This window comes from Mesorhizobium sp. B2-4-3 (assembly GCF_006442815.1).
GTDB lineage: Bacteria > Pseudomonadota > Alphaproteobacteria > Rhizobiales > Rhizobiaceae > Mesorhizobium.
Genome location: NZ_VFVL01000017.1, coordinates 69,751 through 94,881, shown reverse-complemented (window position 1 = coordinate 94,881; position 25,131 = coordinate 69,751). Strand labels below are relative to the sequence as shown.

The following is a 25,131-nucleotide window of genomic DNA, read 5'->3' as shown; positions in this document are numbered from 1 at the left end:
AGACACTTCTGTCCAGAACTTGCGCGCCGCTCCGCGCCGTGCCACTTGTTCGGTCATGATCATGACCGCTCCCCAGGACGAGCCGGCGCCCGGCAATATCAAGGTGACGCGCGCCGACTGGATCAATCTCGCGCTGCGGACGCTGATTTCCGACGGTATCGAAAGCGTGCGCGTGCTGACGCTGGGACAGAAGCTCGGCGTCTCGCGCTCGAGCTTCTACTGGTATTTCGAAAGCCGGCAGGACCTGCTCGACCAGTTGCTTGCGCATTGGCACGACACCAACACCACGGCGATCGTCGAGCGTGCCCGCCGGCCCGCCGACACCATCATCATGGGCGTGATGAACGTCTTCGAATGCTGGGCCGACGAGCGCCTGTTCGACCCGCGGCTCGATTTCGCCGTCCGCGAATGGGCAAGGCGCTCGGACGACGTGCGGCGCATGATCGACAGGGCCGACGACGAGCGCCTCAGCGCCATCCGCGACATGTACCGCCGGCACGGCTATGACGGCGAGGACGCCTTCATCCGCGCCCGCGTCCTCTATTACATGCAGATCGGCTATTACGTGCTCGACCTCAAGGAACCGGTGGAGGCGCGCGTCAGCCATCTCGCCGCCTATCTGCGTTCCTTCACCGGCCAGGAGCCGACCGAGGCGGATGTGGCGCATTTCATGCGCTTCATCGCGGCGCGGTGATATAGTCGGCCGTCCACGGCCAAGGCGCCACCAATCGACAAAGCTTGAGCTGTTGCTTCGCTGCCCTTGTGAGCGGTGCTAAAATGGTCGATTAGTCTTGCAGGGGGAGGCGCTCGGAACTGCCTTGCAGTTTCCGGGCGAAAGTGCGTTGGGGCGGAAGTCTGGAATGGCAAGTCCTTCGAAACCAAGCAAGAGAAGAGGCCGGGTCGCTTCGGCGCTGCTCGGCGTCGACGCATGGCTCGATTCCTCGCTCTATGAGATCAGCTTCAAGGCCCGCGAATTCTGGGAAGCGGCGACCATCTTTTCCCGCCGTTTCCGGGTGCATGGCTGGCGCCGCGCCATCATCGAGTTGCTGAGCGAAGGTTTCACCATGGGCGCCGGCGGCTTCGTGGTGCTGCTCGCGCTCGCCATGCCCGCCTTCGACATCACCACCGGCGACTGGCGCAGCCAGGGTGACTTCGCCGTCACCTTCCTGGACCGCTACGGCAACGAGATCGGCCAGCGTGGCATCATCCAGCGCGATTCCGTGCCGGTCGACGAGATGCCGGACATCGTCATCAAGGCGGTGCTGGCGACCGAGGACCGGCGCTTCTTCGACCATTACGGCATCGATGTGCTGGGCCTGTCGCGCGCGGTCTTCGAGAATGTGCGCGCCAACTCCGTGGTCCAGGGCGGCTCCAGCATCACGCAGCAGCTCGCCAAGAACCTGTTCCTGTCCAACGAGCGCACCTTCGAGCGCAAGATCAAGGAAGCTTTCCTGTCGCTATGGCTGGAAGCGAACCTGTCCAAGAAAGAGATCCTGCAACTCTATCTCGACCGCGCCTATATGGGCGGCGGCACGTTCGGCATCGAGGCGGCGGCGGATTTCTATTTCGGCAAGAGCGTCAAGGACCTGAGCCTTGCCGAGGCGGCGATGCTGGCCGGGCTGTTCAAGGCGCCGACCAAATACGCCCCGCACATCAACCTGCCGGCGGCCCGCGCCCGCGCCAATGTCGTGCTGTCAAACCTGGTCGATGCCGGTTTCATGACCGAAGGCCAGGTGCTGCAGGCGCGGCTCCATCCGGCCGACGTCGTCGACCGCGGCGAGCAGAAGAGCCCGGACTATTTCCTCGACTGGGCCTTCGACGAGGTCAAGAAGATCGCCAAGCCCGGCCAGCACTCGCTGGTCGCCCACACGACTTTCGACGCCAACATCCAGAAGGCGGCCGAGGAATCCGTCGAGTTCCATCTTCGCCAGTTCGGCAAGGAATACAACGTCACCGAAGGCGCGGTGGTGGTGATCGAGACAAACGGCGCGGTGCGCGCCATCGTCGGCGGCCGGGATTACGGCACCAGCCAATTCAACCGCGCCACCAAGGCTCTGCGCCAGACCGGTTCGTCCTTCAAACCATATGTCTATGCCACGGCGATGGAGCACGGTTTCACGCCGGACTCGGTGGTTTCCGGCGGCGCGATCAGCTGGGGCAACTGGTCGCCGCACAATTACAGCGGCGGATCGGCGGGCAACGTGACGCTGCTCACGGCGATCGCCAAGTCGATCAACACGGTGCCGGTGCGGCTCGCCAAGGATTACCTCGGCATCGGTCCGATCAAGGCGATGGCCGAATCGATGGGCGTGGAATCGCCGCTGGAAGCGCACAAGACCATGGTGCTCGGCACATCCGGCATGACGGTGATGGACCAGGCGACGGGCTACAGCGTCTTTGCGCAGAACGGTTTCGTCGGCTCGCGCCACGGCATCACCCAGCTCGTCACCCGCACCGGCGACGTGGTCTATGACTGGGCCAAGGACGCGCCGCCACCGCATCGCGTGCTGTCGGAAAAGGCGCTGAAATACATGAACACCATGCTGGCGGCGGTGCCGGTTATCGGCACCGCGAGACGCGCCCAGCTTCCGAACATCGTCGTTGCCGGCAAGACCGGGACGACGCAATCCTACCGCGACGCCTGGTTCGTCGGCTTCACCGGCAATTACACGGCCGCCGTCTGGCTCGGCAATGACGACTTCACGGCGACCAACAAGATGACAGGCGGCTCGCTGCCGGCGATGGTCTGGCAGCGGCTGATGGTCTACGCGCACCAGAACATCGATCTGAAGCCGATCCCCGGTATCGATCATCCATGGGTCGATCCGGAGGTCGCGGCCAAGGCCGAGGAAGCGGCCAAGAAGGAAGCCGACGCGGCGGCGGCGCAGGCGGAGGCCGAACGCCCGCCGGTGCTTTCCAGCCGCACCAGCCAGACGCTGCGGGACATGACCAAGGTGTTCCAGGCCGCGCCGGTGCTCGATGCGCCCGCTCTGCCGGAGACGCTTTCGGCGCTTTAGAGCATAGTCCCGAAAAGTGGGAACCGGTTTTCGGATAAGATCATGCTCCAACAAAAATTGGATCAAGACGATTTTTCAGCGCAACGTCGTCCTGATCCAGCCCCCCGCGCGTGAAGCCGGCTTGCCACGGCACCCCGCGCCGCGATATCCCGGGCAACCTCCTCTGTTTGCGGCTCTCATGCTCAAGAACGCCATCCTGACGCTGCTTTCGCTTGCCATGGCCATCGGGCTTGGCGGCTACAGCGTCTGGTATGCGCTCAACGCGCAGGACGGCGTCGGCGCGATCCGCATCGGCCAATGGACCGCCTTCCCGGAAGTCGGGACGCTGGCTGCCGACCCCTATTCCAAGGCGCGCGTGGCACGCGAGGGTGTGCTGGCGCTCGGCCAGGCCGAGGGGCTTGCCTTCGTGGCTGAGCGCGACGACGCGGGCGAGCCGCTGAAACGCGAATGCGCCTACACGATCGAAGGCGGTTATCCCACCGCCCGCTTCTGGACGCTCTATGCCGCCGACCAGTCGCTTGGCGTGATCGACACAGGCAAGCCGAGGCAGTCGGCGCTGCAATCCTACGAAGTGCTGCGCCAGCCCGACAATTCCGTCGTCATTTCCGTCGGCAATCGCCCGGCTCCCGGCAACTGGCTGCTGACCGGCGGCTCCGGCAAGATGTATTTCGTGCTGACCTTCTACGACACGCCGATCGCCTCGAGCACCGGCCTGTCGGACGTCACGCTGCCGCGCATCCTGAAGGCGGGCTGCAATGCGTAGCCTGCTGCACGCCCTCATACTCGGCCTGCTCGGCGCCGGCATCGTGCACATCGCGGTGCTGTTCCTGGTGCCGGAATTTTCCGAACGCGATGCCTGGTCGCGGCTGGCGATGGCTTCGGACCTCTACAAGATGACGCGGCTCGATGCCGAGGCCGGCGGCGCGCCGGTGGTGAAATCGGTCGATCCGCTGTTTTACGCCGCCGCCTGCCGATTCGATCTCACGGACGGACTGGTCAGGATCAAGGCGCCCGGCGACGTGCCGTTCTGGTCGGCCTCGGTCTATGACCGCAGCGGCCACAACATCTATTCCTTCAACGACCACAACGCCAATGGCGAAAAACTCGATGCCATCGTGCTGACGCCGGCGCAGATGATCGACGTGCGGCGCGACCTTCCGGAGGATCTGCAGGGCGCGATCTTCGTCGAGGCGCCGATCGATGAAGGCATCTTCGTCGTCCGCGCCTTCGTGCCGGACGATAGCTGGAAGCCGATCGTGTCGCGCTTCCTCGAGCAGAGCGCCTGCGAATTGCAGGATTACTGAGAAAGGCGCCGATCAGTGATGCGGCTTGGCAGGCGGCGGGGAGCCCGGCCTGTCGGGGCCGCTCTCGCCGGGCCGTGCCTCACCAGCCTGCGGATGCAACTCATAGCGGACGCCGGGGAAAATGATGACCGCCGCCGCCGTCGTGGTGTCGTGACTTGCTCGATTTACAGGTGCCGCTCGCGGCACAAAAGACAGGACCATGCCCATGGTTCGCGCATTCCCTCTCGGTTTCCCCGGAGCACAACGCAACGCCTCCAAAGTTGATTAAGGGGCGTAGAGGGTTAACGGAGCGCTAACGGATCGCGGCTAATTTGATGTTTGTTTCCTGAAGGTGCGAAACCGGCGCGGCCGGATCGTGCGGTTCGGGAGTGTGTCGAGTGTCGGGCGTATCCTCCGTGTCATCTTCGGATTTCAGGCAAATCGCTATCCGGACCGAAGCTGGAAAGGCCGAAAGGCTGTTCCGCGCCGCCGTGTCGGCCTTCTGCTCGCTGACGCGCCCTTCGCGCCGCGAGATCGCCCAACTCGAAGACCTGACGCTGCCGCTGTTCGACGGGGTCTCGGTCGAGTCGCGCCGCTACGTCGCCGCCGCCCTATCCGAATGCGAATATGCCCCAACCGCGCTGGTGCGGCGGCTGGCCGAAGAACCGGTCGAGACAGCAGCCCCCCTGCTCATCCGCTCCAACGCGCTGAGCGACATCGACCTCATCGCGCTGATCGGCAGGCACGGGCTGCCGCACGCGCGCGCCATCGCGCGCCGCAAGGAGCTCAACCCGACGATCGCCGACCTGATCCGCGCGCTGGAAAGACCGACGCTGGTCAAGACGCGGCCGCCCGAGACGGTCACCAGGCTTGCGCCGAAACCCGAGCCGGTGGCCAAGGCGGATACCGGCCGCCCCGCGCCCGGCCATGCAGAGGAGGATGCGCGGCGCCGCCTGCGGTCGATGATGCGCCCGACCGGTGACAGCGCCGATGTCAACACCTTCCTCGGCCAGCCGGCCTATGTGAAACTGCGCGAGACGGCGCTGACGGGGAACGCGGCCTTCTTCCAGACCGCGCTTGCCGACGCGCTGCATATCGACTTCGCGACTGCCCGTTCGGTGACCGGGCAGTCGAGCTATGCCGCCTTGCTTGCGGCGCTGCGCGCTCTCGACCTCAGCGAAGACAGGGCATTCCTGATCGCGGTCGCGGTCTATCCCGGCGAGTTCCCGCATCCGCAGGCGATCCGCCTGTTCCTCGACCGCTACAGGCTGATGCATCGCGAGGCGGCGCTGGACAAGGTACGCGCCTGGAAGGCCGAGACCCTTTCGCGGGCGATCCATAGCAATGCTGCCGATGCGGTGGACATCGAGAGCCGCGAAGCCTCGAACAGCGACGAGGCGAGCGCCGGCCTCAAGGCGTCCTGACGCGGTTAATCCGCCTTCACGGAAAGAAGCTCTTCGACGGGAATGGTCCCGCCCTCTATCTCGACCACCCAGATGTCGGGATCGAATTTCCTCTCCCGCTCCAGCCGCGCATCGAAAGCCGAGCCATCGTCGCTCGTACCGAGCACGGCGAAGAAGCGCTCATCAGGCTTGGCCGAATCGTAGCTCGTCTGCGGCGCCGGCCCGTAGAAGGTCACCTCTCCCAGACGCCCGCGCGACAGCACGAAGACGGCGCCTGCCTCGGTCGCGCCGCGCTTGACGACAGCGGCGAAGCCGCCGGCACTGAAGACACGGCGCACAAGGGCCGAGACCCAGAGATCGGTGGTCACGCGCATGGCAAGGTTCCGGATGGCATGCGCGGTTCCTTATAGCAAGGATGAAGGAACCGAAATGATCGGACGTCGCCGCTCAGTTCGTCAGGCCGATCTCGCGCATCTTGACATAGACGGCCTCGTCCGGCTCGCCGGTTTCGGGAAGGCCGAAGAGGGCCTGGAATTCCTTGATCGCGGACTTGGTGCGGGCGCCGACCTTGCCGTCGAGCTGCATATCGCTATTGCCGAAAGCCTTCAGGCCGGCCTGGATCCTGACGATGCGGGCGTCGGGAGACAATGTGGGGTCACTGGCCGGGGCCGAAACCGGAATTACCGATGGCTTGGCCGACGGCGTCGCGGCTGCCGCGTCGACCGGGCGCGGCGCCGGGTGCGGGATGGCCGCCGTGGTCTGGCGAGCGCCAAGCTGGTCGAGCAGCGCCGTGTCGATGTCGCCCGATCCCGGCAGCCCAACTTTCAACTGATAGGCCTGGATGGCCTTGCGCGTGGCCGGTCCGGTGAGACCATCGACCGTGCCATCGTAGAAGCTGAGGTCCTTCAGAATGCCCTGCACCTGCTGGACGACCGGATCCGGCTTGGCCACCGGCTGCGCCGGCGCCTGGCGCACGATGTTGATGGTGGTTTCCGGTTCGTCGGAGACGGTATGCGGGAAATTCACGATGGTCCGGGTGGCGAAGAAGGCGCCGGCATGCGGAAAGGGCTGATACCAGAGCGCGTTGGCCGAGACGTAGAACAGCGTCACCAGGAAAGCGGTCGAGCCGCCGACCAGGACCGGATTGCTCGCGATCAACTGACCGACGGCAACGGCGCCCTCGGCAAGAACGCCGCGCTCTGGTTCGACCACCTTAGGCCGTTTTGCGGAGCGAGCCATTGCTGTCCCCATCTGCGTCCCCCTTCGGCTTGGCCGCCGGCATGGCCAGCACGCCGGATGGCGCACCGGAACGCCGCTTCGGCCCGTTCACCGGCAGGCCGATCGTCACCGTGGTGCCCTCACCCGGCGCGCTCTCGATCGACATCGTGCCCTCGTGCAGCGCCACTAGGCCCTTGACCAGCGACAGGCCGAGCCCGGTTCCCTCGAAACGGCGCGTGTAGTCGTTCTGGATCTGCATGAACGGCTTGCCGAGATTGGCCATGTCCTCCTCGGCGATGCCGATGCCGGTGTCGCTCACCCAAAAATGCAGGCGCGAGCCGACGCGCTTGGCGCCGATCACCACGCTGCCGCCGTCGGGCGTGAACTTCACGGCGTTCGAAGCGAGATTGATCAGGATCTGCTGGACCGCCCGGCGGTCGGCATTGATCTCGCCCGCATCCGGGGCGATCTGCGTGGCAAGAACTATGCTCTTGGGGTCGGCCAGCGGCCGCATCATCGAGCGGCACATGTCGACGGCCTCGACGAAGCGGAACGGCTCCAGCTCGGTCGCGTAGGCGCCCGCCTCGATGCGCGAGACATCGAGGATCGAGGTGACGACTGACAGGAGATGCTGGCCGGACTCCCTGACCAGGCCGACATATTCCTTCTGGCGCGGATCCTTGAAGGCGCCGAACATCTCATGCAGCAGCATGTCGGAAAAGCCGATGATGGCGTTGAGCGGCGTGCGCAGCTCGTGGCTGACCACCGCCAGGAAGCGGCCCTTGGCCACTTCGGCGGCCGCAGCGGCCTCCCTGGCTTGCGCAAGCTCCTCGCGCAGCGCCGCGACATCGTCGTCTTCGCGCAGCACCAGGGTGAACACGTCGCGGTCGATTTCGCCGCGCAACAGCTCGAGGCTGAACGGGCGGAAATTGTCGGTCGCACTGGCTCCCTCGCGCGGCAAGCGGATGCGCAGATCAAGCCGGCGCTTCGGCGCGCCCTCGCGCATGTCGGCCAAAGCGGTGAGATAGGCGACGCGGTCGGAAAGATGGACGCGATCGAAAAGACCGGTGCCGAGCAGGAGCTCCGGCGCCAATTTGAGGGTCGAACGCGCCCTGGCGGACGCGTCGAGCACCTCGCCCTGGCGGCCGGCGCGCAGCACGACGGCGTCGATGACGTCCTCGAGACGATCGCCGGCAGGCTCAGCCAGTTGCAAACCGGCCGGGTTGGCGATGGCGGCGGCCCGCGGCACCAGCGTCAGCGCCCAGGCCAACGGCAGCAGCCAATGCCAGGTGGCGATTTCGCCGAGCGGCAGGAACTGCCCGGCAAAGGGCTGCAGCACGATAGCGGCAAGCGCCGCCAGCGCGCCCCACAGCGCAGCGCGCCGCGATCCCGAGACCCACCAGGTTTCGACCGGCAGTGCCAGGCCAAGCAGCGCGACCGGCGAGGCCAATCCGCCCGCCGCCGCAACGGCGCCGGCAAGGGCGAGGCCGCCGAGCGCGACCGCCATGCGGCCGGCAAGCGTCATGTGGCCGGTGGCGGCCACCAGAAGCGCCGCGAACCAGCACAGGCCAAAAGCGGCAAAGATCGCCGCTACCGTGACGGCCGCGCCGAGATTCGCGGTGACGAGCGTGACCGCCGCACCCGCGGCAAGGAAAGGCGCGGCGAGCATGACGCCGATGAAGCGACGCTGGCGCAGTCGTTCCGCCTCACCCGTCACGGTCGGGTGAACCATGCGCTCGCAGCCGGCGGCAACCGCGCCAGGCAATTGAACGTATCTGGCTGAAATCGAACTCAACGCACGCGTACCCGGTCGTAAAAAACGCCTGCCTGGCAGGTGACTCATCAATTGGCTTGAAACTCGCATCCAGCGTTTAAGGAATGGATAAGGCTGGCGAAGCCGGCGACCGCCCCAGGACAAATATTGTGATGCCGACCCCGCAAAGCACGCCGAGTTAGTGCCATGGTAAACGGCGGGTTAGCCGCGAGGCTTGTGCCAAAACGGACCGAAACTTGATCCGGCTAACCTCTAGCTAGAATAAAATCGTGCAATTACAATATGATATATGGTTATCGTAAAGTTAATGTGCTCGATGAGATTCGAGACAAGTCCGTTTCAAAACCAATTCCTTTCGAATTTGCCTAAAATTTGAGGAAAATTCGCGGCTTCGATGCAAGCCGTCCTTTGCGTGACCGTGCCACTATCGTGCCCATAAAAGAGGTCATGCCGATGGATGCATGATCCGTCACGGATGGATGCATCATCCATCCCGGATGAGAGGCAAGTAAGATGGGCTTTCTGATCAGGATGGCTTTCTGGTTTTCGCTGGTGCTGCTTGCGCTGCCGCTCGGCGTCGGCCCGGGCGAGGACGGCCAGCAGAGCGTCGGACCGATCCAAGCGCTGTTTGCGGCGCGCGAGGCGGTCGGCGACATTGCGGGGCTCTGCGAGCGCAAGCCCGATGTCTGCGAGACCGGCAAATCGGCCATGTACACCATCACCGTTCGCGCCAAGGAAACGGCCAAGATCGCCGCGGCCATGATCGACGACCAGCAACAGCCCGGGCAGGCAGTCGCGCCCGAGACGAAGGTCGCGGATGGTACCGTCACGACCACCGGCAGCGTCGCCGAGGACATCGTGTTGCCCGCCAAGGTCAACATTCCGGTGATGCTGACCGCCAAGAACTGAATTCTTCCAGCCGTTCGCTCGGCTCTTTGGTTTTGGCGCGATTCCGGACGCAAAACCACTACGTGCTTTTCCTTGGATTGCTCTAACGCCGCGGGCTCGTCCGACCTCTCGACGCCCGCGGCGTCTTTCTTTTTCCGTGACGCGGCCGGGCCGGGCCACTATATGCGGGTCAATGGCCACCTCGATCCAGACCATCCGCGACGACTTTTCCCTGCTTGACGAGTGGGAGGACCGTTATCGCTATGTGATCGAGCTCGGCGAGGGCCTGCCGCCTTTCCCCGACGAGGAGCGCACGGCGGCGAACAAGGTGCCCGGCTGCGTGAGCCAGGTGTGGCTGACCACCGAGCAGGGAGCGGGCGCCGACCCGGTGATCCGCTTCCAGGGCGATTCGGATGCCCATATCGTGCGCGGTCTCGTCGCCATCATGCTGGCGCTGTTTTCAGGCAGGCATGCAAGCGAAATCCATAACACGGACGCCGAAGCGACCCTGAAGGAACTCGGCCTCGACGAGCATCTGTCGCCGCAACGCGCCAACGGCCTGCGTTCGATGGTCAAGCGCATCAGGCGCGATGCGGAAGCGGCGCTGAAGCAGACAGCCTGATCCGGCCCATATCGCTCCCATCAAGAAAGCAAAACGGCGCCGCAAGGGCGCCGTCGAACTGCTTGACGAGCTGAGACCTATCACCGGCCCTTGCGCTTGCGGCCCAGACCCATCTTCTTGGCGAGCTGCGAGCGGGCGGCCGCGTAATTGGGGGCGACCATCGGATAGTTGGCATCCAGGCCCCACTTCTCACGGTACTCTTCCGGCGTGAGATTGTAGTGGGTCATCAGGTGCCGCTTCAGCGACTTGAACTTCTTGCCGTCCTCGAGACAGACGATGTAGTCGTCATGGACGGAGCGCTTCGGATTGACGGCCGGCTTCTGCTTCTCGGCCGACGGCTGCTCCGGCGAGCCACCGACGCGGCCCAGCGCGGCGTGGACGTCGGCGATAAGGTTCGGCAGTTCCCCAACCGGAACCGGGTTGTTGCTGACATAGGCGGCGACCACATCGGCGGTCAGCTCGATCAGTGCATCACCATTTTTCGAAGGTGTTTCGACGATTTCCATAGTGCTAAGGCCCCAACGAGAGTTTGTTTCTAAAACTGCGCCCTTTTTGTGGGATCGGGCATCGCGCGAATTTCGTGCAGGAAAGCCTGCGATTCGCATCGCCTTATCTTAATGGCGCCGCATTGCAAGTAAGTCAATTCGCATATTGACTTATATTCGCCGATATTCATCAAATATTGCTGATTCAGCTTCAAAAATTCGTGCACCGTGTAACTTCGCGAGATTTTTCTGGCCAGACCAGCATACCGTGACGTTACGTCATCCGTATGTTAGACATCCGATCGCCGCTCGACACGGCGCTCAATGCTTGGCCAATGCTTGGATGCCTGTCGCGCCGGCGCGATGAATCCTGCGGCGCAACAAAGCGCAAGGACGCCGCCCTGCCGATCCGGATCCTGGGTGAACGATATCCCTAGTAAGGGGCGATATATTTGCCGTAGACCCAGCCGGTGACGAAATGGCCATTTTGCGCCGGGTCGTGCCATATCTCGCACCAGCGATAGCGGATCGCCTGGCGCTGCTCCCATTGCGGCTGGCGGGCGATATCGAGCAGGTTCACGCCGCCGGTGCAGCGGCCGGTCATCTGCAGCACAGTGCCGTTCGGATAGGCGGCCTGTTTTTGCGATGCGTTGGACGGATACTTTCGTGCATTGAGCGTGTCGCCGAACGGCACGCCCGCCACTTGCCAGGCGGCAAAGACGGTTGCATGAGACTGACTGGAAAAAGCCAGACCTGCCGCGAGGACGGCGACAGACATTGCGGTAGAAACACAGGATTTCATCTTTCCCCCTTCAACTTAGCTTCTGTAGACCACCTTGGACCGCGCCCCTTGAACCGCCGCTGAGCGGCGTGTTCATTCGTCATTCAAGCAAATTCCGCAGCGAGACGTAATGACCAGAGCTTCCGCCTTGACTTCCGCCTTCCCGGCCGCCAACCCGCCGACGCCTGAGAAACAGCCGGTTTCCGACACGCATCACGGCATCACCCGCGGCGACGACTATGCCTGGATGCGGGCCGACAACTGGCAGGCCGTGTTCCGGGACCCTTCCCTCCTCGACGGCCGCATCCGCGCCCATCTCGATGCCGAGAACGCCTATCAGGCGGCGCTGATGGCCGGCACCGCGGAGCTGCGCGGCAAGCTATTTGCCGAGATGAAGGGGCGCATCAAGGAGGATGACTCGACGGTGCCCATGAAGGACGGGCCCTATGCTTATGGCTCTTCCTTCCGGCTGGGCGGCGAGCAGCCGCGCTATTTCCGCATGCCGCGCGGCGGCGGCACCCAGGAGATCCTGCTCGACGGCGATAAGGAAGCCGAAGGCAAGGCCTATTTCAGGCTCGGCGGCGTCGACCATTCGGCCGACCACGGAAAGCTTCTGTGGGCCTTCGACGACAAGGGTTCGGAGTTCTTCACGCTGCGCGTGCGCGATCTTGCGAGCGGCAAAGAACTTGCCGACCAGATCCCGGACACGGGCGGCGGCGGGGTGTGGAATGCCGGCGATAGCGGCTTCTTCTACACCCATCTCGACGACAATCATCGCCCGTCAAAAGTGTTCTTCCACGCGCTCGGCGACAAATCGGAGAACGACCGGTTGATCTATGAGGAGACCGATCCGGGCTTCTTCATGGATGTCGGCGGCACGCGCGCCAATGACTGGATCATGATCGGTATCAACGACCATGAGACCTCGGAATACCGCCTGCTGCCCGCCAATGATCCATCGGCCGAGCCCAAGCTGATGGCGGTGCGCGAGACCGGCCTGCAATACGACCTGGAAGAAGGCGGCGACGTCTTCTTCATCCTCACCAATGCCGACGGCGCCAAGGACTTCAAGATCATGACCGCGCCGGTCGACAATCCGGTGCGCGCCAACTGGCAGGAACTGGTGCCGCACCAGCCCGGCCGGCTGATCCTCTCGGTGCTCGGCTTCAAGCATCATATGGTCAGGCTCGAGCGCAAGGATGGCCTGCCGCGCATCGTCGTGCGCGAGCGCGAAAGCGGCGAGGAACATTTCATCTCCTTCGACGAGGAAGCTTTCTCGCTCGGCCTCTCCGGCTCCTACGAATACGACACGGAGACGATGCGCTTCACCTATTCATCGATGACGACGCCGGCGCAGGTGTTCGACTACAATATGCGCAGCCGCGAGCGCGTGCTCTTGAAGACGCAGGAAGTGCCTTCCGGCCACGATCCAGAACACTATGTCACGCGCCGGCTGATGGCGCCCGCCGCCGATGGCGAGCTGGTGCCGATCTCGCTGCTCTATCATCGCGATACGCCGCTGGACGGTTCGGCGCCCTGCCTGCTTTACGGCTATGGTTCCTACGGCATCACCGTTCCTTCCGCCTTCAACACCAACTGCCTGTCGCTGGTCGACCGCGGCTTCGTCTATGCCATCGCGCATGTGCGCGGCGGCAAGGACAAGGGCTATGGCTGGTACGATGACGGCAAGCGGGCAAGGAAGATGAATACCTTCACCGATTTCATCGCCTGCGGCCGCCATCTCGTCGCCGAGCGCTATACAAAGCACGACCGCATCGTCGCGCAGGGCGGCTCGGCCGGCGGCATGCTGATGGGGGCGATCGCCAACATGGCGCCGGAGGATTTCGGCGGCATCGTCGCCGAGGTGCCGTTCGTCGACGTGCTGACCACCATGCTCGACGCCAGCCTGCCGCTGACGCCGCCGGAGTGGCCGGAATGGGGCAACCCGATCGCCTCAGCCGCCGACTACGGGACGATCGCGGCCTATTCGCCCTATGACAATGTCGCGGCGCACGACTATCCGCCGATCCTGGCGCTGGCGGGCCTGACCGACCCGCGCGTCACCTATTGGGAGCCGGCGAAATGGGTGGCGCGGCTGCGCGACCGCAAGGCAGGCGGCAACCCGGTGCTGTTCAAGATCAACATGGAGTCCGGCCATGCCGGCGCGTCGGGTCGCTTCTCGCGGCTGGAGGAGATCGCCTACATTTACGCCTATGCCTTGAAAGTGACCGGCAAGGCCTGATTTTCCGCTCGCAATCGGCAAGGGCGCGCGTTACCCAGTGCCGCCCTTTTCGACATGGCTTCTCCGGCCGCGACCATTCACCCGCAAGGATCCTCATGCTGCTCGTCGACACGTATCTCGACAAATCCGCCATTCAGGGCATCGGCGTCTTCGCCAGGAGCCACATCGCCAAGGGCACGCTGGTCTGGAAGCTCGACCCAAGGTTCGACCGCCGGATCCCGGTCGACACCTACGAGGCCCAGATCGGCCCGGTGAAATCCTATCTCGACCGCTATTCCTATCCGGACCGGCACGATCCGAGCTTCATCGTCTTCGAGGCTGACGACGCGCGCTACATGAACCACGACGACGACCCGAACTGCGACGTCTCCTCGCCCGAGGAGACCTACGCGCTACGCGACATCGCGCCAGGCGAAGAACTGACCTGCAACTACAACCACTTCTTCGAAGACGGCTTCGATTTTCTGGGCGATCGCCACCCGTAGAGAGCGCTGAAATTCGAGGTCAGGATTGACAAGCACCAGACCTTCGGCGCACCTTCCCGAGCGGTGGATACAACCTGCTGCTTGCACCCTCCTGGGTACGGTGAATGTATCGAGCCAATTTCGGCTCCCCTTTGCCCGAACGAACGGGTCAGCAACGCAAGCCCCTGACGCTTTCCGTTCGTTTATGCAGAGGATGATTTCATGCGCGATTTCCGCGACGCCAAGGCTATGGCGCGAACACTAAGCGAAGCGCTGGCCGCAAGATCCGTTTCTCTTTCCCACAGCGACAGCCTGGAGTTGATCGCCAAGATTCTTGGTCTCCGCGACTGGAACGTGCTGGCCGCAAGGATTCAGGGAATGGCGCCGGGAGTGCCGCCAGGTGTGATCCCTTCAGGGCCTACGCAAACAGAAGTCCCCGTTTTTCCCATGCGGGATTTTGTGCTGTTCCCGCAAACGGTCGCGCCGGTCTTCGTGGCGCGCGACAAAACCCGGCGCGCCGTTGAACGCGCCATGGCCGGCGATCGTCGGGTTATGGTAGTCGCCCAGAGGCATGGCGCCGAAGACGACCCCGGCACTCAATCTCTCTATCCGATAGGCGTTACGGCGAGCGTGATAAATAGCCAGACACAAATGGATGGCGTTCTCAAGGTCACCGTGTCCGGCCTTCAACGCACAGCCATCACACGCCTGATCGACGGCGAATTCCTGGCTGCCGAGATAGAGCCGATTGAAGAGCAGTGTAGCCAGTCGGAAGAAGCTACCTCACTTTCCCACACGGTTCTTGAGGCATACCGAATCCACGCCAACATCGACCTTTCCCCACTGCCAGTGCGTCAGCGAGTCCGCTTCGGCCTTCCTTCCACCGAAAATCCCGGCCTGTTGGCGGATTCAGTCGCCCAATTGCTGTCGATAGGCATTGATGAGAAGCAGCAGATCCTGGAAACCAGCGATGTCGTGGCACGGTTGGAAAAGGTGCTCGATCTGATAAATACCGCCCAGCCCGGGCAATAAGCCGGGTGTCCTCAACTCGCCGGCTTGCGCGCCGGATAGCCGTTCGGGTGCGGCGGGACGGCCTTGAGGTAGGCGGCGATCGCAGCGCGGTCGTCGGCGGTCAGTTGCGTCATGTTGCGCTGCACATCGACCATGGCGCCGCCGACGGAATCGAACTCGGGTGTAAAACCGGTCTCGAGGTAGTTGGCGATGTCGGCTTCGGACCAGTCCTTGATGCTCTTCCCGTCAGGGGTGATATTGGGCACGACGCCCGAGCCTTCGGCCGCCACGGCGCCGGCCAGCCACTCGCCTTTCCTGATGCCGCCGGCGAAATCGCGCGGCGTGTGGCATTCGCCGCAATGGCCAGGTCCCTCGACCAGGTAGCGGCCGGCGAGAACTTTGTCCGGCGCGCCCTCTGGCAGCACGATCACCGGCTCGGGGCTGAGATAGACAAGCTTCCAGAGGCCAATGCCGCGACGGACGGTGAAGGGGAAGGAAAGCTTGTGGTCCGGCGCCTTGCCGGCAACCGCCGGCAGCGTCTTCATGAAGGCGTAGAGGTCGGCGATGTCGGCCGGCTTCATGCGCGCGTAGGAGGCATAGGGAAAGGCCGGGTAGAAATGCTCGCCCGAGGGCGAGACGCCCTTCAGCATGGCGTTGGCGAAGTCCTCCTCGCTCCAGGCGCCGATGCCATCCTTCCGGTCCTGCGAGATGTTGGGCGGCACGAAGGTACCGAACGGCGTCTTGAGTTCCAGACCGCCGACGAGCTCGAGGCGGGCGTCGCCCTGGGCGCCAGGCTTGGCGTGGCAGGAGGTGCACCCCCCCGCGTAGAAGATGCGCTTGCCCTTGGCGGCGTCGCCGGGGCCGAGTTCGGCGATGGTCGCGGCGTCAAGCCTGGCCGGCGCCGACAGGACCCAGCCGGCGGCAGCCGCGGCGCCGCCTAGCACGATGAAGGCGCCGACAAGCTTCTTCAGCCAGGCCATTTAGGCGATCAGCTCTTCTTGATCCGGTAGGTCTGGTGGCAGGTGCCGCAATCGCCGCCCAGCGTGTTGAGTTGCGCCTTCAGCGCGTCGACATCGGACGGCGGGGAAGCGACCGCGGCCTTGGCGTCGGCCAGGAACTTGTCTCCGGTCGCCTTGAAGCCCGCCATGTCTTCCCAGATCTTCGGCGCGGCCGTGGTGTCGCCCTTGTCGGAGCCGGCCGGGAACAGCTTGTCGGCGTCGAACTTCTCGGCATTGGCCTCCAGGGCCTGCAATGCCGTCAGCACCGCGGCGGCGTCAAAAGGCTCCTCGCCCTTGACGACCTTCGAGATCTGCCCGGCGAGCTTGCCGCGCTCCTTCATCAGGGCCTGGCGATCCTTGATCGGATCGGCATAAGCGGCCGAACCGGCGAAGGCGAGCAAGGAGATGGCGATGACAAGCTTTCTCATTCAATTGGCTCCACGGTGAAGGAAGAGGGTACGCGACTGAGGCATTTCACCGTTCACGGTGAAATGCTCTATCTCCTGGTTGGGGCAATTCCGGACGGAAAACCGTTCCACACTTCTCCTGGAATTGCTCTGAACGCTAACGGGCGCCGCGGCGGGATTATTCCCTTCGCCGTGACGATTTTGCCGGGCTTGTCCTGCCGAAAAAGAAAAGCCCCGGCGTGCCGGGGCTTTTCTTCAAAATCGCTCAACCTTTGGCTTTCTCGTACATCTCCAGGACGTGGTCCCAGTTGATCAGGCTGTCGACGAAGGCTTCGAGGTATTTCGGCCGCGCGTTGCGGTAGTCGATGTAGTAGGAGTGCTCCCACACGTCGACGCCGAGGATCGGCGAGCCGCCATGGACCAGCGGGTTCTCGCCGTTCGGGGTCTTGGAGATTTCCAGCTTGCCGTTCTTGACCGAAACCCAGGCCCAGCCGGAGCCGAACTGGGTGGTGCCGGCGGCGATGAAATCGGCCTTGAACTTGTCGTAGCCGCCGAGATCGCTGTCGACCGCCTTCTGCAGCGCGCTCGGCAGCTTATTGCCGCCGCCGCCCTTCTTCATCCACTTCCAGAAATGGATGTGGTTGTAATGCTGGGCCGCGTTGTTGAAGAGCCCGGCATTCTTGCCGAAGGACTGCTTCACGACCTCCTCGACCGACAGGTCGCCCATTCCGGCCTCGGCCGCCAGCTTGTTGCCGTTGTCGACATAGGCCTTGTGGTGCTTGTCGTGGTGATACTCCAGCGTCTCCTTCGACATGTAAGGCTGCAGGGCCTCGTAGTCGTAAGGCAAAGCGGGCAACTCAAAAGCCATGGATGGTACTCCCTCGAGGAAAAAGTCCGGTGATACTACCGGGCTAAGATAGGTCTGGAATGGATCGGGGCAACTCCGGAATGGAGCGCCGAGCGACTTTTTAGAGCAATTCCGGGAAAAGTGCGAAACGGTTTTCCGCCCGGAATTGCGCAAAAATAACGAGGCGGAGCTGTTCGCCGTTTGCGTGAAGCGGTGAAACGCTCCGGCGGCTCAGGCGGCGGACGTCGAATGCGCCCATTCCCAATAGAGCTCGCGCGCCTTCTTGGCCACCGGTCCGGGCTGCAGATCGCGGTTTTCGATGCGGGTGACGGGCACCACTTTCGAGTGGTTGCCGGTCGAGAAGATCTCGTCGGCCTCAAGGAAATCGCGAACCGACAGCGTCTTTTCGGTGGTCCTGAAACCGTAGTCGCCGAGCAGGTTGATGGTGCGCGAGCGGGTGATGCCGGAGAGGAACGTGCCGTTCGGGGCCGGCGTCATCACGTGGCCGTCCTTGACCAGGAAGATGTTGGAGGTTCCGGTCTCGGCGACATTGCCCAGCATGTCGAGCACCAGCGCATTGTCGAAGCCGCGGTTCTTGGCCTCCAGGATGGCGCGACCGTTGTTGGGGTAAAGGCAGCCGGCCTTGGCGTTGGTCGGCATGGTCTCGATGGTCGGGCGCCGGAACGGCGAGACGCCGACCGAAAAGCCGGACGGCGGAATCATCGGCGATTCGTAGAGGCAAAGACAGAAGCGGGTCGAGGCCGGATCGGCCGGCACGCCCATATAGCCGCCATGCTCGGCCCAATACATCGGCCTGATATAGACCGCCGTCTTGCCGTCGAATTTCTTCAGCCCATCCCAGGTCAGGCCGACGATCTCCTCGGCGGTCATGGAGGGTTTCAGGCCAAGCGCCGTCGCCGAGGCGTTGACGCGGGCGGAATGAAGCTCGAGATCGGGCGCCACGCCTTCGAACCAGCGGCCGCCGTCGAAGACGCTGGTGCCCAGCCACATGGCGTGGCTGCGCGGTCCGAGAATGGCGACGTTGCCCTCGTACCAGTCGCCGTCCACATAGGTCCAAGTCGCGGTCTGCGCCGCCGCCGCCAGTGTCATGCTCGCCGTCCAAATGAGTGATTTCAGGCCGCCATAGGACGATGCTTTGACGGTTGACGTCAACCGACATGGCCAAAAATCGTTGAGGCCAGAGGCACTTGGCCGCAATCAATGCTTGCGCGGCAAGCCTGCGCGCCGCAAAACTTGAGACATGCACCATGCGGCTTACGTCTTCGACGCCTATGGCACGTTGTTCGACGTGCACGCCGCCGTGCGCCGGCATGCCGGCGAGATCGGGCCGGACGGCCAGCTTCTCTCCGAAATCTGGCGCGCCAAGCAACTCGAATATTCCTGGGTGCGGACGCTGATGGGGGGCGCTTACGCCGATTTCTGGCAATTGACCGAGCAGGCGCTCGACTTTGCGTTGCGCAAGGTTCCCTCGGCCGATCCGGGGCTGCGGACGAAGCTGCTCGAAGCCTATTGGCGGCTCGACTGCTATCCGGAAGTGCCCGCCGTGCTCAAAGCGCTCAAGGCCTCGGGCGCGAAGCTCGCGATCCTCTCCAACGGCTCGCCGGAAATGCTCGACGCGGCGGTCAAATCCGCGGCGCTCGACCAGATCCTCGACGACGTTTTCTCGGTCGACCAGGTCAAACGCTTCAAGACCGACCCGTCGGTGTACGACATGGTGGTCACCGGCTGGCGGCTTTACCCGGGCGCGGTCTCGTTCCAGTCGTCCAACCGCTGGGACATCGCCGGCGCGACGAGATTCGGTTTTCGCACGGTCTGGATCAACCGGACCAACCAGCCGGACGAGTACCGCGATCTCCCGCCGGGACTGATCCTGCCTTCGCTCGAAGGTCTCCTGGCAGAGGTCTGACGCCGCTGTTGCTGCAGCGCAACAGCTGTGGCGCGGTCACAGCTTCGCCTTTTTCTGTCCACCCTCAGGCCAGAATTGGAACCGCCTATCGCCGCCGACTGTTATGAATGCCGTCGGCGACGTGCCCGCGGATTCATGTTTTCTTGCGAATTGAGACCTAGAAAAGGCAACCATGTCAGACGCTTCCTTCCGCCTCAGCCGCCGTGGCTTCCTCAATTTTACAGCCCTTGGCGCTGCTTCGGCCGCCGTGTCCGCGTGCACCACCACCGGTCCGGCCCCAGCACCCGTCCAGCCGCCACCGCCGGCCTATGTCGAGCCGCCGCTCGGCGACTACGAGACGATGTATGGCGCGATGTCGGACAATGGCTTCGACCTGCCGGCCATCCCGGTCAACAAGATCGATCACAAATTCTTGCGTCAGATCGTTCCCGATCCGACCGGGCAGCGCCCGGGCACCATCGTCGTCGATACCACCGGCCACTTCCTCTATCTGGTGCGCGAGGGCGGCCAGGCGATCCGCTACGGCGTCGGCCTCGGCCGCGCCGGCTTCGAATGGTCGGGCGACGCGGTCGTGCAGTGGAAGCAGAAATGGCCGAAATGGACGCCGCCGGACGAGATGGTGGCCCGCCAGCCGGAACTGACGCAATTCAGCGCCAAGAATGGCGGCATGTCGGGTGGCCTGAAGAACCCGCTCGGGGCGCGTGCGCTCTATCTCTTCCAGGGTAACCAGGACACGCTCTACCGCCTACACGGCTCGCCGGAATGGTGGTCGATCGGCAAGTCGGTGTCGTCGGGCTGCGTGCGCCTGATCAACCAGGACATCATCGACCTCTACGACCGCGTGCCGACCAAGACCCCCGTCGTCGTGACGGCCAATATCGGCGCGCCGGAAGAGGACATGCCGGAGCGCAAGGCCATCCCGATCGACAATGGCGTGCCGACGGGCTCGATCCTGCTCGGTCCGGTGAAGCGGCTCACCAACGAGATTTTCTAAGCGGTTGGTTTCGTCAGCGGTGCTCGGCGAGTATCGTCGCCAGCACCGCAACGCCGCGCCGCAACGCATCCGCGTCGAGCCCCGCATAGCCAAGAATGAAGCCGGCCGTTTCCGGCCGAGGCCCGCTCGGATCGTAGAGCGGCGACACCGGATAGAGGCCGATACCGGCGGTGCGCGCCGCGGCGATGATCGCCGGTTCGCGTCCAGCGTCGATACCGTTCATCCAAGCAACGACATGCAGGCCGGTATCTGCTCCCGCGACCGTGACCCCTGGCCCCAGATGTTCAGTCAAAGCCTGCAGCAGGATGCCCCTGCGCTCGGCGTTCTTCCTGCGAATGCTGCGCACGTGGCGCTCGTAGGCGCCGCTCGCCAGCAACTCGGCCAGCACGTCCTGTTCCAGCATCGGAGCATGCCGGTCGGTCAGGCGCTTGGCCTCGCCGAACGCCCGGCGCAGGCTCAAGGGAACGACGAGATAGCCGAGCCTCAAGGTCGGCGAGAGCGTCTTGGACAGCGTTCCGACATAGATGACGCTATCCGCGTCGAGCGCCTGCAGAGGCGGGATCGGGCTGATGTCGTGACGGTATTCGCCGTCATAATCGTCTTCGACAATAAAGGCCCCCGTGCCGGCGGCCCAGGCCAGCAGCGAACGCCGCCGCGTCGCCGAAAGCACGCCGCCGAGCGGAAACTGGTGCGAAGGCGTCACGTAGGCGAGACGGGCCGGCGGCAGCGCATCCGTCCTTAGCCCATCCGCGTCGACGGCAACGGGCACGGCGACGCCTCCGGCCGCCACGAAGGCGTGGCGTGCCAATAGATAGCCGGGGTTCTCGATCACAAAGGGGTCACCGGGGTCGAGCAACAGCCGCGCGCAGAGGTCCAACCCCTGCTGCGAGCCGTTGACGATGACGATCTGGTCCGGCGTGCAACTAATGCCGCGAGCCCGCCAGAGATAGGCCTGAAGCGCATTGCGTAGAACAGAAGACCCCTGAGGATCGCCGTAGCGCAGCCGCGCGCCGCGCCGCAGGATCGCCTTGTTCGACGCCCGCCGCCAGGCCAGCACCGGGAAGTCCGCCCCGGAAAGCTCGCCATAGCGGAAATCCGCAAGCTTGGCTGGTTGCCCTTCCGTAGGCGCAGGCAAGGCCAGCAACCGTCGTGCGAATGCCGAGAGGTTGCGTGGCGAAGCGGCTGCGACGGGCGCCTCTCCCGACGCCCTCTCCAACCCCGGAGCAACGATGGCGCGCGCCCCTTGCCTGATGATCAGGTAGCCCTCGGCATCGAGCTGGCTGTAGGCCGCAGTCACCGTGGTTCGCGAGGCGCCCCACTCGGTCGCAAAAGCCCGCGTCGACGGCAGGCGATCGCCTGGCCGATAGGCGCCGCTGTGGATCTGCTCCTTGATCGCCGCGATGATCCGCCGCGCGACGCCGTCCTGCTCCAACTGGACCATCAAAAACCTTCAGAACTGGATATTCCAAGCAAGCCAGACTTCCGGCATCTTGCTGTGCAGCGCAAGGAGTTTTCATCATGTACATTCCGCCTGCATTCCGCGACGACGATCAAGAGAGCCTGATGGCCACGCTACGCGCCGCGCGGCTGGCAATCCTGGTCACCGCCACGGCCGATGGCCCGCTGGCGACGCCTCTGCCGCTTTTCCTCGACGAGAACGAGGGCCAGCATGGCGTGATCTACGGCCATGTCGCGAAGGCAAACCCGCAATGGCGCATGCCGCCGGTGGGCGACGGCCTGGCGATGTTCATGGGCCCGGACGCCTATGTGACGCCGGCCTGGTATCAGACCAAGCAGGAGACCGGGAAGGTGGTGCCGACCTGGAACTATGTCGCCGTCCACGCCCATGGGCCGATCGAGTTCTTCGAGGATGCCGACAGGCTGCTCGAGGTGGTGACCCGCCTGACCAACCTGCACGAGGGCGAGCGCGCCGCACCCTGGACTGTGTCGGACGCACCGGCGGATTTCATCCAGTCGCAGCTGAAGGGCATTGTCGGTCTGCGCATGCCGATCACGAAGCTAGAAGGCAAGCGCAAGATGAGCCAGAACCGCAACGCGGCCGATCGCGCCGGCGTCGTGTCCGGCCTGTCATCGAGCGAGCGGCCGTCCGACCGCGAGGTCGCTCCGCTCATTCCGGTCTGAAGACTGGCCGGTCTGAACACTGGCCGGTGTGAAACCCGGCCCTGCACTTTCAAGAGAGTCCATCATGCCGGATTTGACCCAGTTCGCCTTGTACTTCGCCGCTGCATTCCTACTTGCCATCACGCCCGGACCAGGCATTTTCTATGTCGCCGCGTGCACGCTCGCCGGAGGCCGCGCCGAAGGCATTGCCTCGAGTTTCGGGACGGGCCTCGGCGGCATGGTCCACGTGCTTGCCGGCAGCCTGGGTGTTTCAGCCATCGTGCTCGCCAGCGCGGAGCTGTTCACGGCCCTGAAGCTGATCGGCGCGGTCTACCTCGTCTGGCTGGGCTTCCGCACCTTCCAGTCCGCGCGCCGCGAGGCAAAGACGATGCTGCAAGGCGGGACTCCGGCGCCTGCCGTCGGCGCTGGCCGGGCGTTTCGCGAAGGTGTGCTGGTCGAAGCCTTGAACCCGAAGACGGCCGCCTTCTTCCTGGCCTTCATTCCGCAATTCGTGAACCTGGGCGCCGGCCACGTCGCCCTGCAATTCATGGTCCTTGGCTTCATATCGGTGACGCTCAACACACTGGCCGATGTCGTGGTCGCTTTTGCGGCGAGCCGCATCAGGGAGGGTGCTGCCGGGCGCACCAATGTGATACGGCGCCTGCGCGAGGCGTCAGGCGGCGCGATGATCGCGCTCGGCATCGGCCTTGCCATCGCCAAGCGCCCTGCGCTCTGATTGCCAGGCCACACGCCGCGTCGCTCGCCGACATCCGGACACGACGGAATATCCAGCGGCTGCCCCCTGTCAGGTGCAGACCCATTCGCGGATCTTGCACTCCTTGTTCTCGCCTCCGCACTGGGCTGTCGCCTTCTCCTCGGCTTCGCGGCGGGTCGTGGCCGACGCTGCGCTCCAGAACGGCGTCGCCGCGCCACGGCTCTTGCCGACCGAGAGCGCCGCGCAGTGCTCATAGGGAAAGCCGGTGCCGTCATCGTCGTCCCAATGGCGATGATTGCGGAACACCTCGACCACCCGGCAGCCCTTGCCGTCCGCATTCTCGCAATGCTTGAGCGCGATGTCTTCCGCTTCCTGCCGCTTGTCGGCGCCCCAGAAGAAACCGTGACGGCCGTCGCCCGGCGAATAGGCAATGGCGCCCCAGATGCCCTTTTCCTCGCCGGTCTGCGCCGGCGGCGGCGCCACAAGGTCCGCGGCTTGGCTCGCGATCGTAAATCCGATCAAGGCCGCCAGCAGCGGGAATGAGAGACGACGGTCTATCGGCATTTTTCGTGGCTCCCAGTTGCAGCTTTCAAATGATCCATGCCCCGGTGGCCGCTAGCCGCCCATGCGCGCGACCGAGACGACGATGCAAGTGTTGCCGGTTGGGACCAGCAGCGCCTGGCCGCCATTGTCGGCCAGGTTGAAAAGCATCGTGTTCGAAAGATTGTCCGCCGGAAGGCTGCCCTTCGGGAGCGTTCCGGCGACTTCCTGGCAAGAGCGCGGGAACGGCGCCACGCGCACGAAGCCGCCCTCGCAGCTCTGGCCGACGGGCGAGGCAAAAACGACGCCCGCGGCCTGCGTCTTGTAGTCCGGCAGGTTGTAGCTCATCCCGGCGACTGCCTGCACGGCGTGGGTGTCGGGCGAGGTTTTGTCCCATTGCGTCTGGACCGCATAGGTCGATCCGGCGGTCAGAGCCTGCCCCAGCGTGGCAAAGAGATTGGCGCAGGTGCGGACGCCCGCCTGCGCGACATGCGCCTGAAACGGATTCTTGCTTGCCGAGACGTCGGCCGGCGCGGGCACGGCTTCCGCCGGCTTGCCCTGCATGGGCGCCTGCGCTTGCGCGGAGGCCGTGCCCGCGACGAATGTCCCAAGCGCGGGATAGAGACGGAACGACAGGACCACCGCCGCCGCGACCAAGACCGCGAACGCGCCGAGCAGCGCCGTGTTTCGCACCAGGCGCCAGCCTGGCGAACGCCGTGGCGGCGGACTTGCCGGCGGCTCCGGCAGCGCGACCGGCTGGGCGTGCGTCAGGATTCTGTCCTCGATGGATTGGCGTGTCATCTCAAAGTCTTTCTAGTTGATGGTCGACAGCGCGGTCTTGAGTCCCTTGAACGGGGCATCGAGGCTCACGGTCGCTCCCGACGGCAGCGAATAGGAAACCTGCACCGTGGTCTCTTTGCCGATCTGCTCGCGAAGCACCGGGCCGACGGGCACGTAGCCGACGCAGACCGACGCGTCGCAACCCTGCAGTTGAACGTCGACCGGCTGCTTGCGGCCGGCAAGTCTCAGCGAAAGCTTGCTGCCCTCACCTGCCGCGCTCGGGGTTCGCAAGATCATGAAGGGCTTGCCTTTCTCGTCGGCCGCCAGCGACCAGCTGAAGACCAGCGCCTGGCCTTGATCGATGAAGGACTGACTGATGTTGCAGACCTTCTTCCTGGCCTGCAGGTTCTCGTCGCAGATCAGCGTCCAGTTCTCGAACGGGCGCGTGGTCCGCTGATATTGGCCAAGCTTCACGTCCGCCGGCACCGCGACGTCGGAAGGTTTTATCCGATAGGCAGGCTGGGCCGCCTCCTGCCCGGCCGCGTGCGGGCCGGACAGAAGGAGGCAAGTCCCGGATATTACGGCAAGGACCGTCTGCCTGGTCATCAACAGAC

The 25,131-nt window shown here is 64.2% G+C and carries 27 protein-coding genes; 14 read left to right on the top strand and 13 right to left on the bottom strand.

Features of this window, described 5'->3' with window-relative positions:
* Nucleotides 1–55 precede the first annotated feature (55 nt).
* The 5 genes from FJ956_RS17475 (at nt 56) to FJ956_RS17450 (ending at nt 5,724) form a co-directional block, all read left to right on the top strand.
* Nucleotides 56–694 carry a TetR/AcrR family transcriptional regulator gene (locus tag FJ956_RS17475; protein ID WP_140676927.1) on the top strand — a complete coding sequence of 213 codons (639 nt, stop codon included), beginning with the start codon at nt 56–58 and terminating at the stop codon, nt 692–694.
* A 166-nt stretch (nt 695–860) separates the two neighbouring features.
* Complete coding sequence (locus FJ956_RS17470; protein WP_140676925.1) at nt 861–3,017, top strand: penicillin-binding protein 1A; 2,157 nt, start codon at nt 861–863, stop codon at nt 3,015–3,017.
* A 178-nt stretch (nt 3,018–3,195) separates the two neighbouring features.
* A complete protein-coding gene (locus FJ956_RS17465) occupies nt 3,196–3,780 on the top strand; it encodes a DUF1214 domain-containing protein (protein ID WP_140643545.1) in 585 nt (194 codons plus the stop codon).
* The gene (locus tag FJ956_RS17460; protein ID WP_140676923.1) at nt 3,773–4,321 is read left to right on the top strand and encodes a DUF1254 domain-containing protein; all 549 of its coding nucleotides are present in this window, start codon (nt 3,773–3,775) and stop codon (nt 4,319–4,321) included. Before FJ956_RS17465 ends, FJ956_RS17460 begins: the two co-directional genes overlap by 8 nt.
* Before the next feature lie 395 nt (nt 4,322–4,716).
* Nucleotides 4,717–5,724: a DUF2336 domain-containing protein gene (locus tag FJ956_RS17450; RefSeq protein WP_140676982.1), complete on the top strand. Its 1,008-nt coding sequence runs from the start codon at nt 4,717–4,719 to the stop codon at nt 5,722–5,724.
* Between the two features lie 5 nt (nt 5,725–5,729).
* Here FJ956_RS17450 and FJ956_RS17445 read toward each other — a convergent pair whose 3' ends face one another.
* The 3 genes from FJ956_RS17445 to FJ956_RS17435 form a co-directional block, all read right to left on the bottom strand.
* A complete protein-coding gene (locus FJ956_RS17445; RefSeq protein WP_140676918.1) occupies nt 5,730–6,077 on the bottom strand; it encodes a DUF1491 family protein in 348 nt (115 codons plus the stop codon).
* A gap of 73 nt (nt 6,078–6,150) precedes the next feature.
* On the bottom strand, nt 6,151–6,942 hold the full coding sequence (locus tag FJ956_RS17440) for a peptidoglycan-binding protein (RefSeq protein WP_140676915.1): 792 nt from the start codon (nt 6,940–6,942) through the stop codon (nt 6,151–6,153).
* Nucleotides 6,917–8,653, bottom strand: coding sequence for a PAS domain-containing sensor histidine kinase (locus FJ956_RS17435; protein ID WP_140676980.1), 1,737 nt, complete (start codon nt 8,651–8,653; stop codon nt 6,917–6,919). Before FJ956_RS17435 ends, FJ956_RS17440 begins: the two co-directional genes overlap by 26 nt.
* Nucleotides 8,654–9,208: 555 nt before the next feature.
* On the opposite strand from FJ956_RS17435, the gene FJ956_RS17430 reads away from it, so the two are divergent.
* A complete protein-coding gene (locus FJ956_RS17430) occupies nt 9,209–9,604 on the top strand; it encodes a DUF5330 domain-containing protein (RefSeq protein ID WP_140676912.1) in 396 nt (131 codons plus the stop codon).
* A gap of 172 nt (nt 9,605–9,776) precedes the next feature.
* Nucleotides 9,777–10,205 (top strand): SufE family protein, encoded by a 429-nt coding sequence (locus tag FJ956_RS17425; protein ID WP_140676909.1) that lies wholly within the window; start codon nt 9,777–9,779, stop codon nt 10,203–10,205.
* Between the two features lie 80 nt (nt 10,206–10,285).
* Here the strand turns inward: FJ956_RS17425 and FJ956_RS17420 are convergent, their stop codons facing one another.
* Nucleotides 10,286–10,711 carry a MucR family transcriptional regulator gene (locus FJ956_RS17420; protein ID WP_027164827.1) on the bottom strand — a complete coding sequence of 142 codons (426 nt, stop codon included), beginning with the start codon at nt 10,709–10,711 and terminating at the stop codon, nt 10,286–10,288.
* Nucleotides 10,712–11,123: 412 nt separating this feature from the next.
* Entirely contained in the window at nt 11,124–11,468 is a 345-nt protein-coding gene (locus FJ956_RS17415; RefSeq protein WP_181170187.1) for an SH3 domain-containing protein, read from the bottom strand.
* 133 nt (nt 11,469–11,601) lie between these two features.
* Here FJ956_RS17415 and FJ956_RS17410 point away from each other — a divergent pair, with 133 nt between their 5' ends.
* The 3 genes from FJ956_RS17410 (at nt 11,602) to FJ956_RS17400 (ending at nt 15,209) form a co-directional block, all read left to right on the top strand.
* Nucleotides 11,602–13,713 (top strand): S9 family peptidase, encoded by a 2,112-nt coding sequence (locus FJ956_RS17410; RefSeq protein ID WP_140676903.1) that lies wholly within the window; start codon nt 11,602–11,604, stop codon nt 13,711–13,713.
* A 95-nt stretch (nt 13,714–13,808) separates the two neighbouring features.
* Nucleotides 13,809–14,198, top strand: a complete 390-nt coding sequence (locus FJ956_RS17405; protein ID WP_140676900.1) for an SET domain-containing protein-lysine N-methyltransferase — start codon at nt 13,809–13,811, stop codon at nt 14,196–14,198.
* 201 nt (nt 14,199–14,399) lie between these two features.
* Nucleotides 14,400–15,209, top strand: coding sequence for an LON peptidase substrate-binding domain-containing protein (locus FJ956_RS17400; protein WP_140676897.1), 810 nt, complete (start codon nt 14,400–14,402; stop codon nt 15,207–15,209).
* 11 nt (nt 15,210–15,220) lie between these two features.
* On the opposite strand, the gene FJ956_RS17395 is transcribed toward FJ956_RS17400, so the two are convergent.
* The 4 genes from FJ956_RS17395 to FJ956_RS17380 form a co-directional block, all read right to left on the bottom strand.
* On the bottom strand, nt 15,221–16,168 hold the full coding sequence (locus FJ956_RS17395; protein WP_140676894.1) for a cytochrome c: 948 nt from the start codon (nt 16,166–16,168) through the stop codon (nt 15,221–15,223).
* Nucleotides 16,169–16,176: 8 nt separating this feature from the next.
* Complete coding sequence (locus FJ956_RS17390) at nt 16,177–16,614, bottom strand: cytochrome c (protein ID WP_140676891.1); 438 nt, start codon at nt 16,612–16,614, stop codon at nt 16,177–16,179.
* Between the two features lie 244 nt (nt 16,615–16,858).
* Nucleotides 16,859–17,461 (bottom strand): superoxide dismutase, encoded by a 603-nt coding sequence (locus tag FJ956_RS17385; protein ID WP_140676888.1) that lies wholly within the window; start codon nt 17,459–17,461, stop codon nt 16,859–16,861.
* Between the two features lie 210 nt (nt 17,462–17,671).
* Nucleotides 17,672–18,550 (bottom strand): branched-chain amino acid aminotransferase, encoded by an 879-nt coding sequence (locus tag FJ956_RS17380; RefSeq protein WP_140676885.1) that lies wholly within the window; start codon nt 18,548–18,550, stop codon nt 17,672–17,674.
* A 151-nt stretch (nt 18,551–18,701) separates the two neighbouring features.
* On the opposite strand from FJ956_RS17380, the gene FJ956_RS17375 reads away from it, so the two are divergent.
* The gene (locus FJ956_RS17375; RefSeq protein ID WP_140676882.1) at nt 18,702–19,367 is read left to right on the top strand and encodes a haloacid dehalogenase type II; all 666 of its coding nucleotides are present in this window, start codon (nt 18,702–18,704) and stop codon (nt 19,365–19,367) included.
* A 172-nt stretch (nt 19,368–19,539) separates the two neighbouring features.
* The gene (locus tag FJ956_RS17370; protein ID WP_140676879.1) at nt 19,540–20,361 is read left to right on the top strand and encodes a L,D-transpeptidase; all 822 of its coding nucleotides are present in this window, start codon (nt 19,540–19,542) and stop codon (nt 20,359–20,361) included.
* A gap of 13 nt (nt 20,362–20,374) precedes the next feature.
* Here FJ956_RS17370 and FJ956_RS17365 read toward each other — a convergent pair whose 3' ends face one another.
* Nucleotides 20,375–21,802 (bottom strand): PLP-dependent aminotransferase family protein, encoded by a 1,428-nt coding sequence (locus FJ956_RS17365; RefSeq protein ID WP_140676876.1) that lies wholly within the window; start codon nt 21,800–21,802, stop codon nt 20,375–20,377.
* Between the two features lie 77 nt (nt 21,803–21,879).
* On the opposite strand from FJ956_RS17365, the gene FJ956_RS17360 reads away from it, so the two are divergent.
* The gene (locus tag FJ956_RS17360; RefSeq protein ID WP_140676873.1) at nt 21,880–22,503 is read left to right on the top strand and encodes an FMN-binding negative transcriptional regulator; all 624 of its coding nucleotides are present in this window, start codon (nt 21,880–21,882) and stop codon (nt 22,501–22,503) included.
* Nucleotides 22,504–22,567: 64 nt separating this feature from the next.
* The gene (locus FJ956_RS17355) at nt 22,568–23,218 is read left to right on the top strand and encodes a LysE family translocator (protein WP_140676870.1); all 651 of its coding nucleotides are present in this window, start codon (nt 22,568–22,570) and stop codon (nt 23,216–23,218) included.
* A 69-nt stretch (nt 23,219–23,287) separates the two neighbouring features.
* Here the strand turns inward: FJ956_RS17355 and FJ956_RS17350 are convergent, their stop codons facing one another.
* From FJ956_RS17350 to FJ956_RS17340, 3 genes are read right to left on the bottom strand one after another with little or no spacing between them, the layout of a single operon-like run.
* Nucleotides 23,288–23,761, bottom strand: a complete 474-nt coding sequence (locus FJ956_RS17350) for a DUF4189 domain-containing protein (protein WP_140676867.1) — start codon at nt 23,759–23,761, stop codon at nt 23,288–23,290.
* A gap of 51 nt (nt 23,762–23,812) precedes the next feature.
* Nucleotides 23,813–24,538, bottom strand: a complete 726-nt coding sequence (locus tag FJ956_RS17345) for a hypothetical protein (protein ID WP_140676864.1) — start codon at nt 24,536–24,538, stop codon at nt 23,813–23,815.
* Between the two features lie 12 nt (nt 24,539–24,550).
* Nucleotides 24,551–25,123 carry an invasion associated locus B family protein gene (locus FJ956_RS17340; protein ID WP_140676861.1) on the bottom strand — a complete coding sequence of 191 codons (573 nt, stop codon included), beginning with the start codon at nt 25,121–25,123 and terminating at the stop codon, nt 24,551–24,553.
* Nucleotides 25,124–25,131 lie beyond the last annotated feature (8 nt).

What these genes read in the sequence shown, in the direction of transcription:
- FJ956_RS17475 (WP_140676927.1), top strand. Translation starts at nt 56, where the DNA reads ATGATCATGACCGCTCCCCAGGACGAGCCGGCGCCCGGCAATATCAAG.
- FJ956_RS17470 (WP_140676925.1), top strand. Translation starts at nt 861, where the DNA reads ATGGCAAGTCCTTCGAAACCAAGCAAGAGAAGAGGCCGGGTCGCTTCG.
- FJ956_RS17465 (WP_140643545.1), top strand. Translation starts at nt 3,196, where the DNA reads ATGCTCAAGAACGCCATCCTGACGCTGCTTTCGCTTGCCATGGCCATC.
- FJ956_RS17460 (WP_140676923.1), top strand. Translation starts at nt 3,773, where the DNA reads ATGCGTAGCCTGCTGCACGCCCTCATACTCGGCCTGCTCGGCGCCGGC.
- FJ956_RS17445 (WP_140676918.1), bottom strand. Translation starts at nt 6,077, where the DNA reads ATGCGCGTGACCACCGATCTCTGGGTCTCGGCCCTTGTGCGCCGTGTC.
- FJ956_RS17440 (WP_140676915.1), bottom strand. Translation starts at nt 6,942, where the DNA reads ATGGCTCGCTCCGCAAAACGGCCTAAGGTGGTCGAACCAGAGCGCGGC.
- FJ956_RS17435 (WP_140676980.1), bottom strand. Translation starts at nt 8,653, where the DNA reads ATGGTTCACCCGACCGTGACGGGTGAGGCGGAACGACTGCGCCAGCGT.
- FJ956_RS17430 (WP_140676912.1), top strand. Translation starts at nt 9,209, where the DNA reads ATGGGCTTTCTGATCAGGATGGCTTTCTGGTTTTCGCTGGTGCTGCTT.
- FJ956_RS17425 (WP_140676909.1), top strand. Translation starts at nt 9,777, where the DNA reads ATGGCCACCTCGATCCAGACCATCCGCGACGACTTTTCCCTGCTTGAC.
- FJ956_RS17420 (WP_027164827.1), bottom strand. Translation starts at nt 10,711, where the DNA reads ATGGAAATCGTCGAAACACCTTCGAAAAATGGTGATGCACTGATCGAG.
- FJ956_RS17415 (WP_181170187.1), bottom strand. Translation starts at nt 11,468, where the DNA reads ATGTCTGTCGCCGTCCTCGCGGCAGGTCTGGCTTTTTCCAGTCAGTCT.
- FJ956_RS17410 (WP_140676903.1), top strand. Translation starts at nt 11,602, where the DNA reads ATGACCAGAGCTTCCGCCTTGACTTCCGCCTTCCCGGCCGCCAACCCG.
- FJ956_RS17405 (WP_140676900.1), top strand. Translation starts at nt 13,809, where the DNA reads ATGCTGCTCGTCGACACGTATCTCGACAAATCCGCCATTCAGGGCATC.
- FJ956_RS17400 (WP_140676897.1), top strand. Translation starts at nt 14,400, where the DNA reads ATGCGCGATTTCCGCGACGCCAAGGCTATGGCGCGAACACTAAGCGAA.
- FJ956_RS17395 (WP_140676894.1), bottom strand. Translation starts at nt 16,168, where the DNA reads ATGGCCTGGCTGAAGAAGCTTGTCGGCGCCTTCATCGTGCTAGGCGGC.
- FJ956_RS17390 (WP_140676891.1), bottom strand. Translation starts at nt 16,614, where the DNA reads ATGAGAAAGCTTGTCATCGCCATCTCCTTGCTCGCCTTCGCCGGTTCG.
- FJ956_RS17385 (WP_140676888.1), bottom strand. Translation starts at nt 17,461, where the DNA reads ATGGCTTTTGAGTTGCCCGCTTTGCCTTACGACTACGAGGCCCTGCAG.
- FJ956_RS17380 (WP_140676885.1), bottom strand. Translation starts at nt 18,550, where the DNA reads ATGACACTGGCGGCGGCGGCGCAGACCGCGACTTGGACCTATGTGGAC.
- FJ956_RS17375 (WP_140676882.1), top strand. Translation starts at nt 18,702, where the DNA reads ATGCACCATGCGGCTTACGTCTTCGACGCCTATGGCACGTTGTTCGAC.
- FJ956_RS17370 (WP_140676879.1), top strand. Translation starts at nt 19,540, where the DNA reads ATGTCAGACGCTTCCTTCCGCCTCAGCCGCCGTGGCTTCCTCAATTTT.
- FJ956_RS17365 (WP_140676876.1), bottom strand. Translation starts at nt 21,802, where the DNA reads ATGGTCCAGTTGGAGCAGGACGGCGTCGCGCGGCGGATCATCGCGGCG.
- FJ956_RS17360 (WP_140676873.1), top strand. Translation starts at nt 21,880, where the DNA reads ATGTACATTCCGCCTGCATTCCGCGACGACGATCAAGAGAGCCTGATG.
- FJ956_RS17355 (WP_140676870.1), top strand. Translation starts at nt 22,568, where the DNA reads ATGCCGGATTTGACCCAGTTCGCCTTGTACTTCGCCGCTGCATTCCTA.
- FJ956_RS17350 (WP_140676867.1), bottom strand. Translation starts at nt 23,761, where the DNA reads ATGCCGATAGACCGTCGTCTCTCATTCCCGCTGCTGGCGGCCTTGATC.
- FJ956_RS17345 (WP_140676864.1), bottom strand. Translation starts at nt 24,538, where the DNA reads ATGACACGCCAATCCATCGAGGACAGAATCCTGACGCACGCCCAGCCG.
- FJ956_RS17340 (WP_140676861.1), bottom strand. Translation starts at nt 25,123, where the DNA reads ATGACCAGGCAGACGGTCCTTGCCGTAATATCCGGGACTTGCCTCCTT.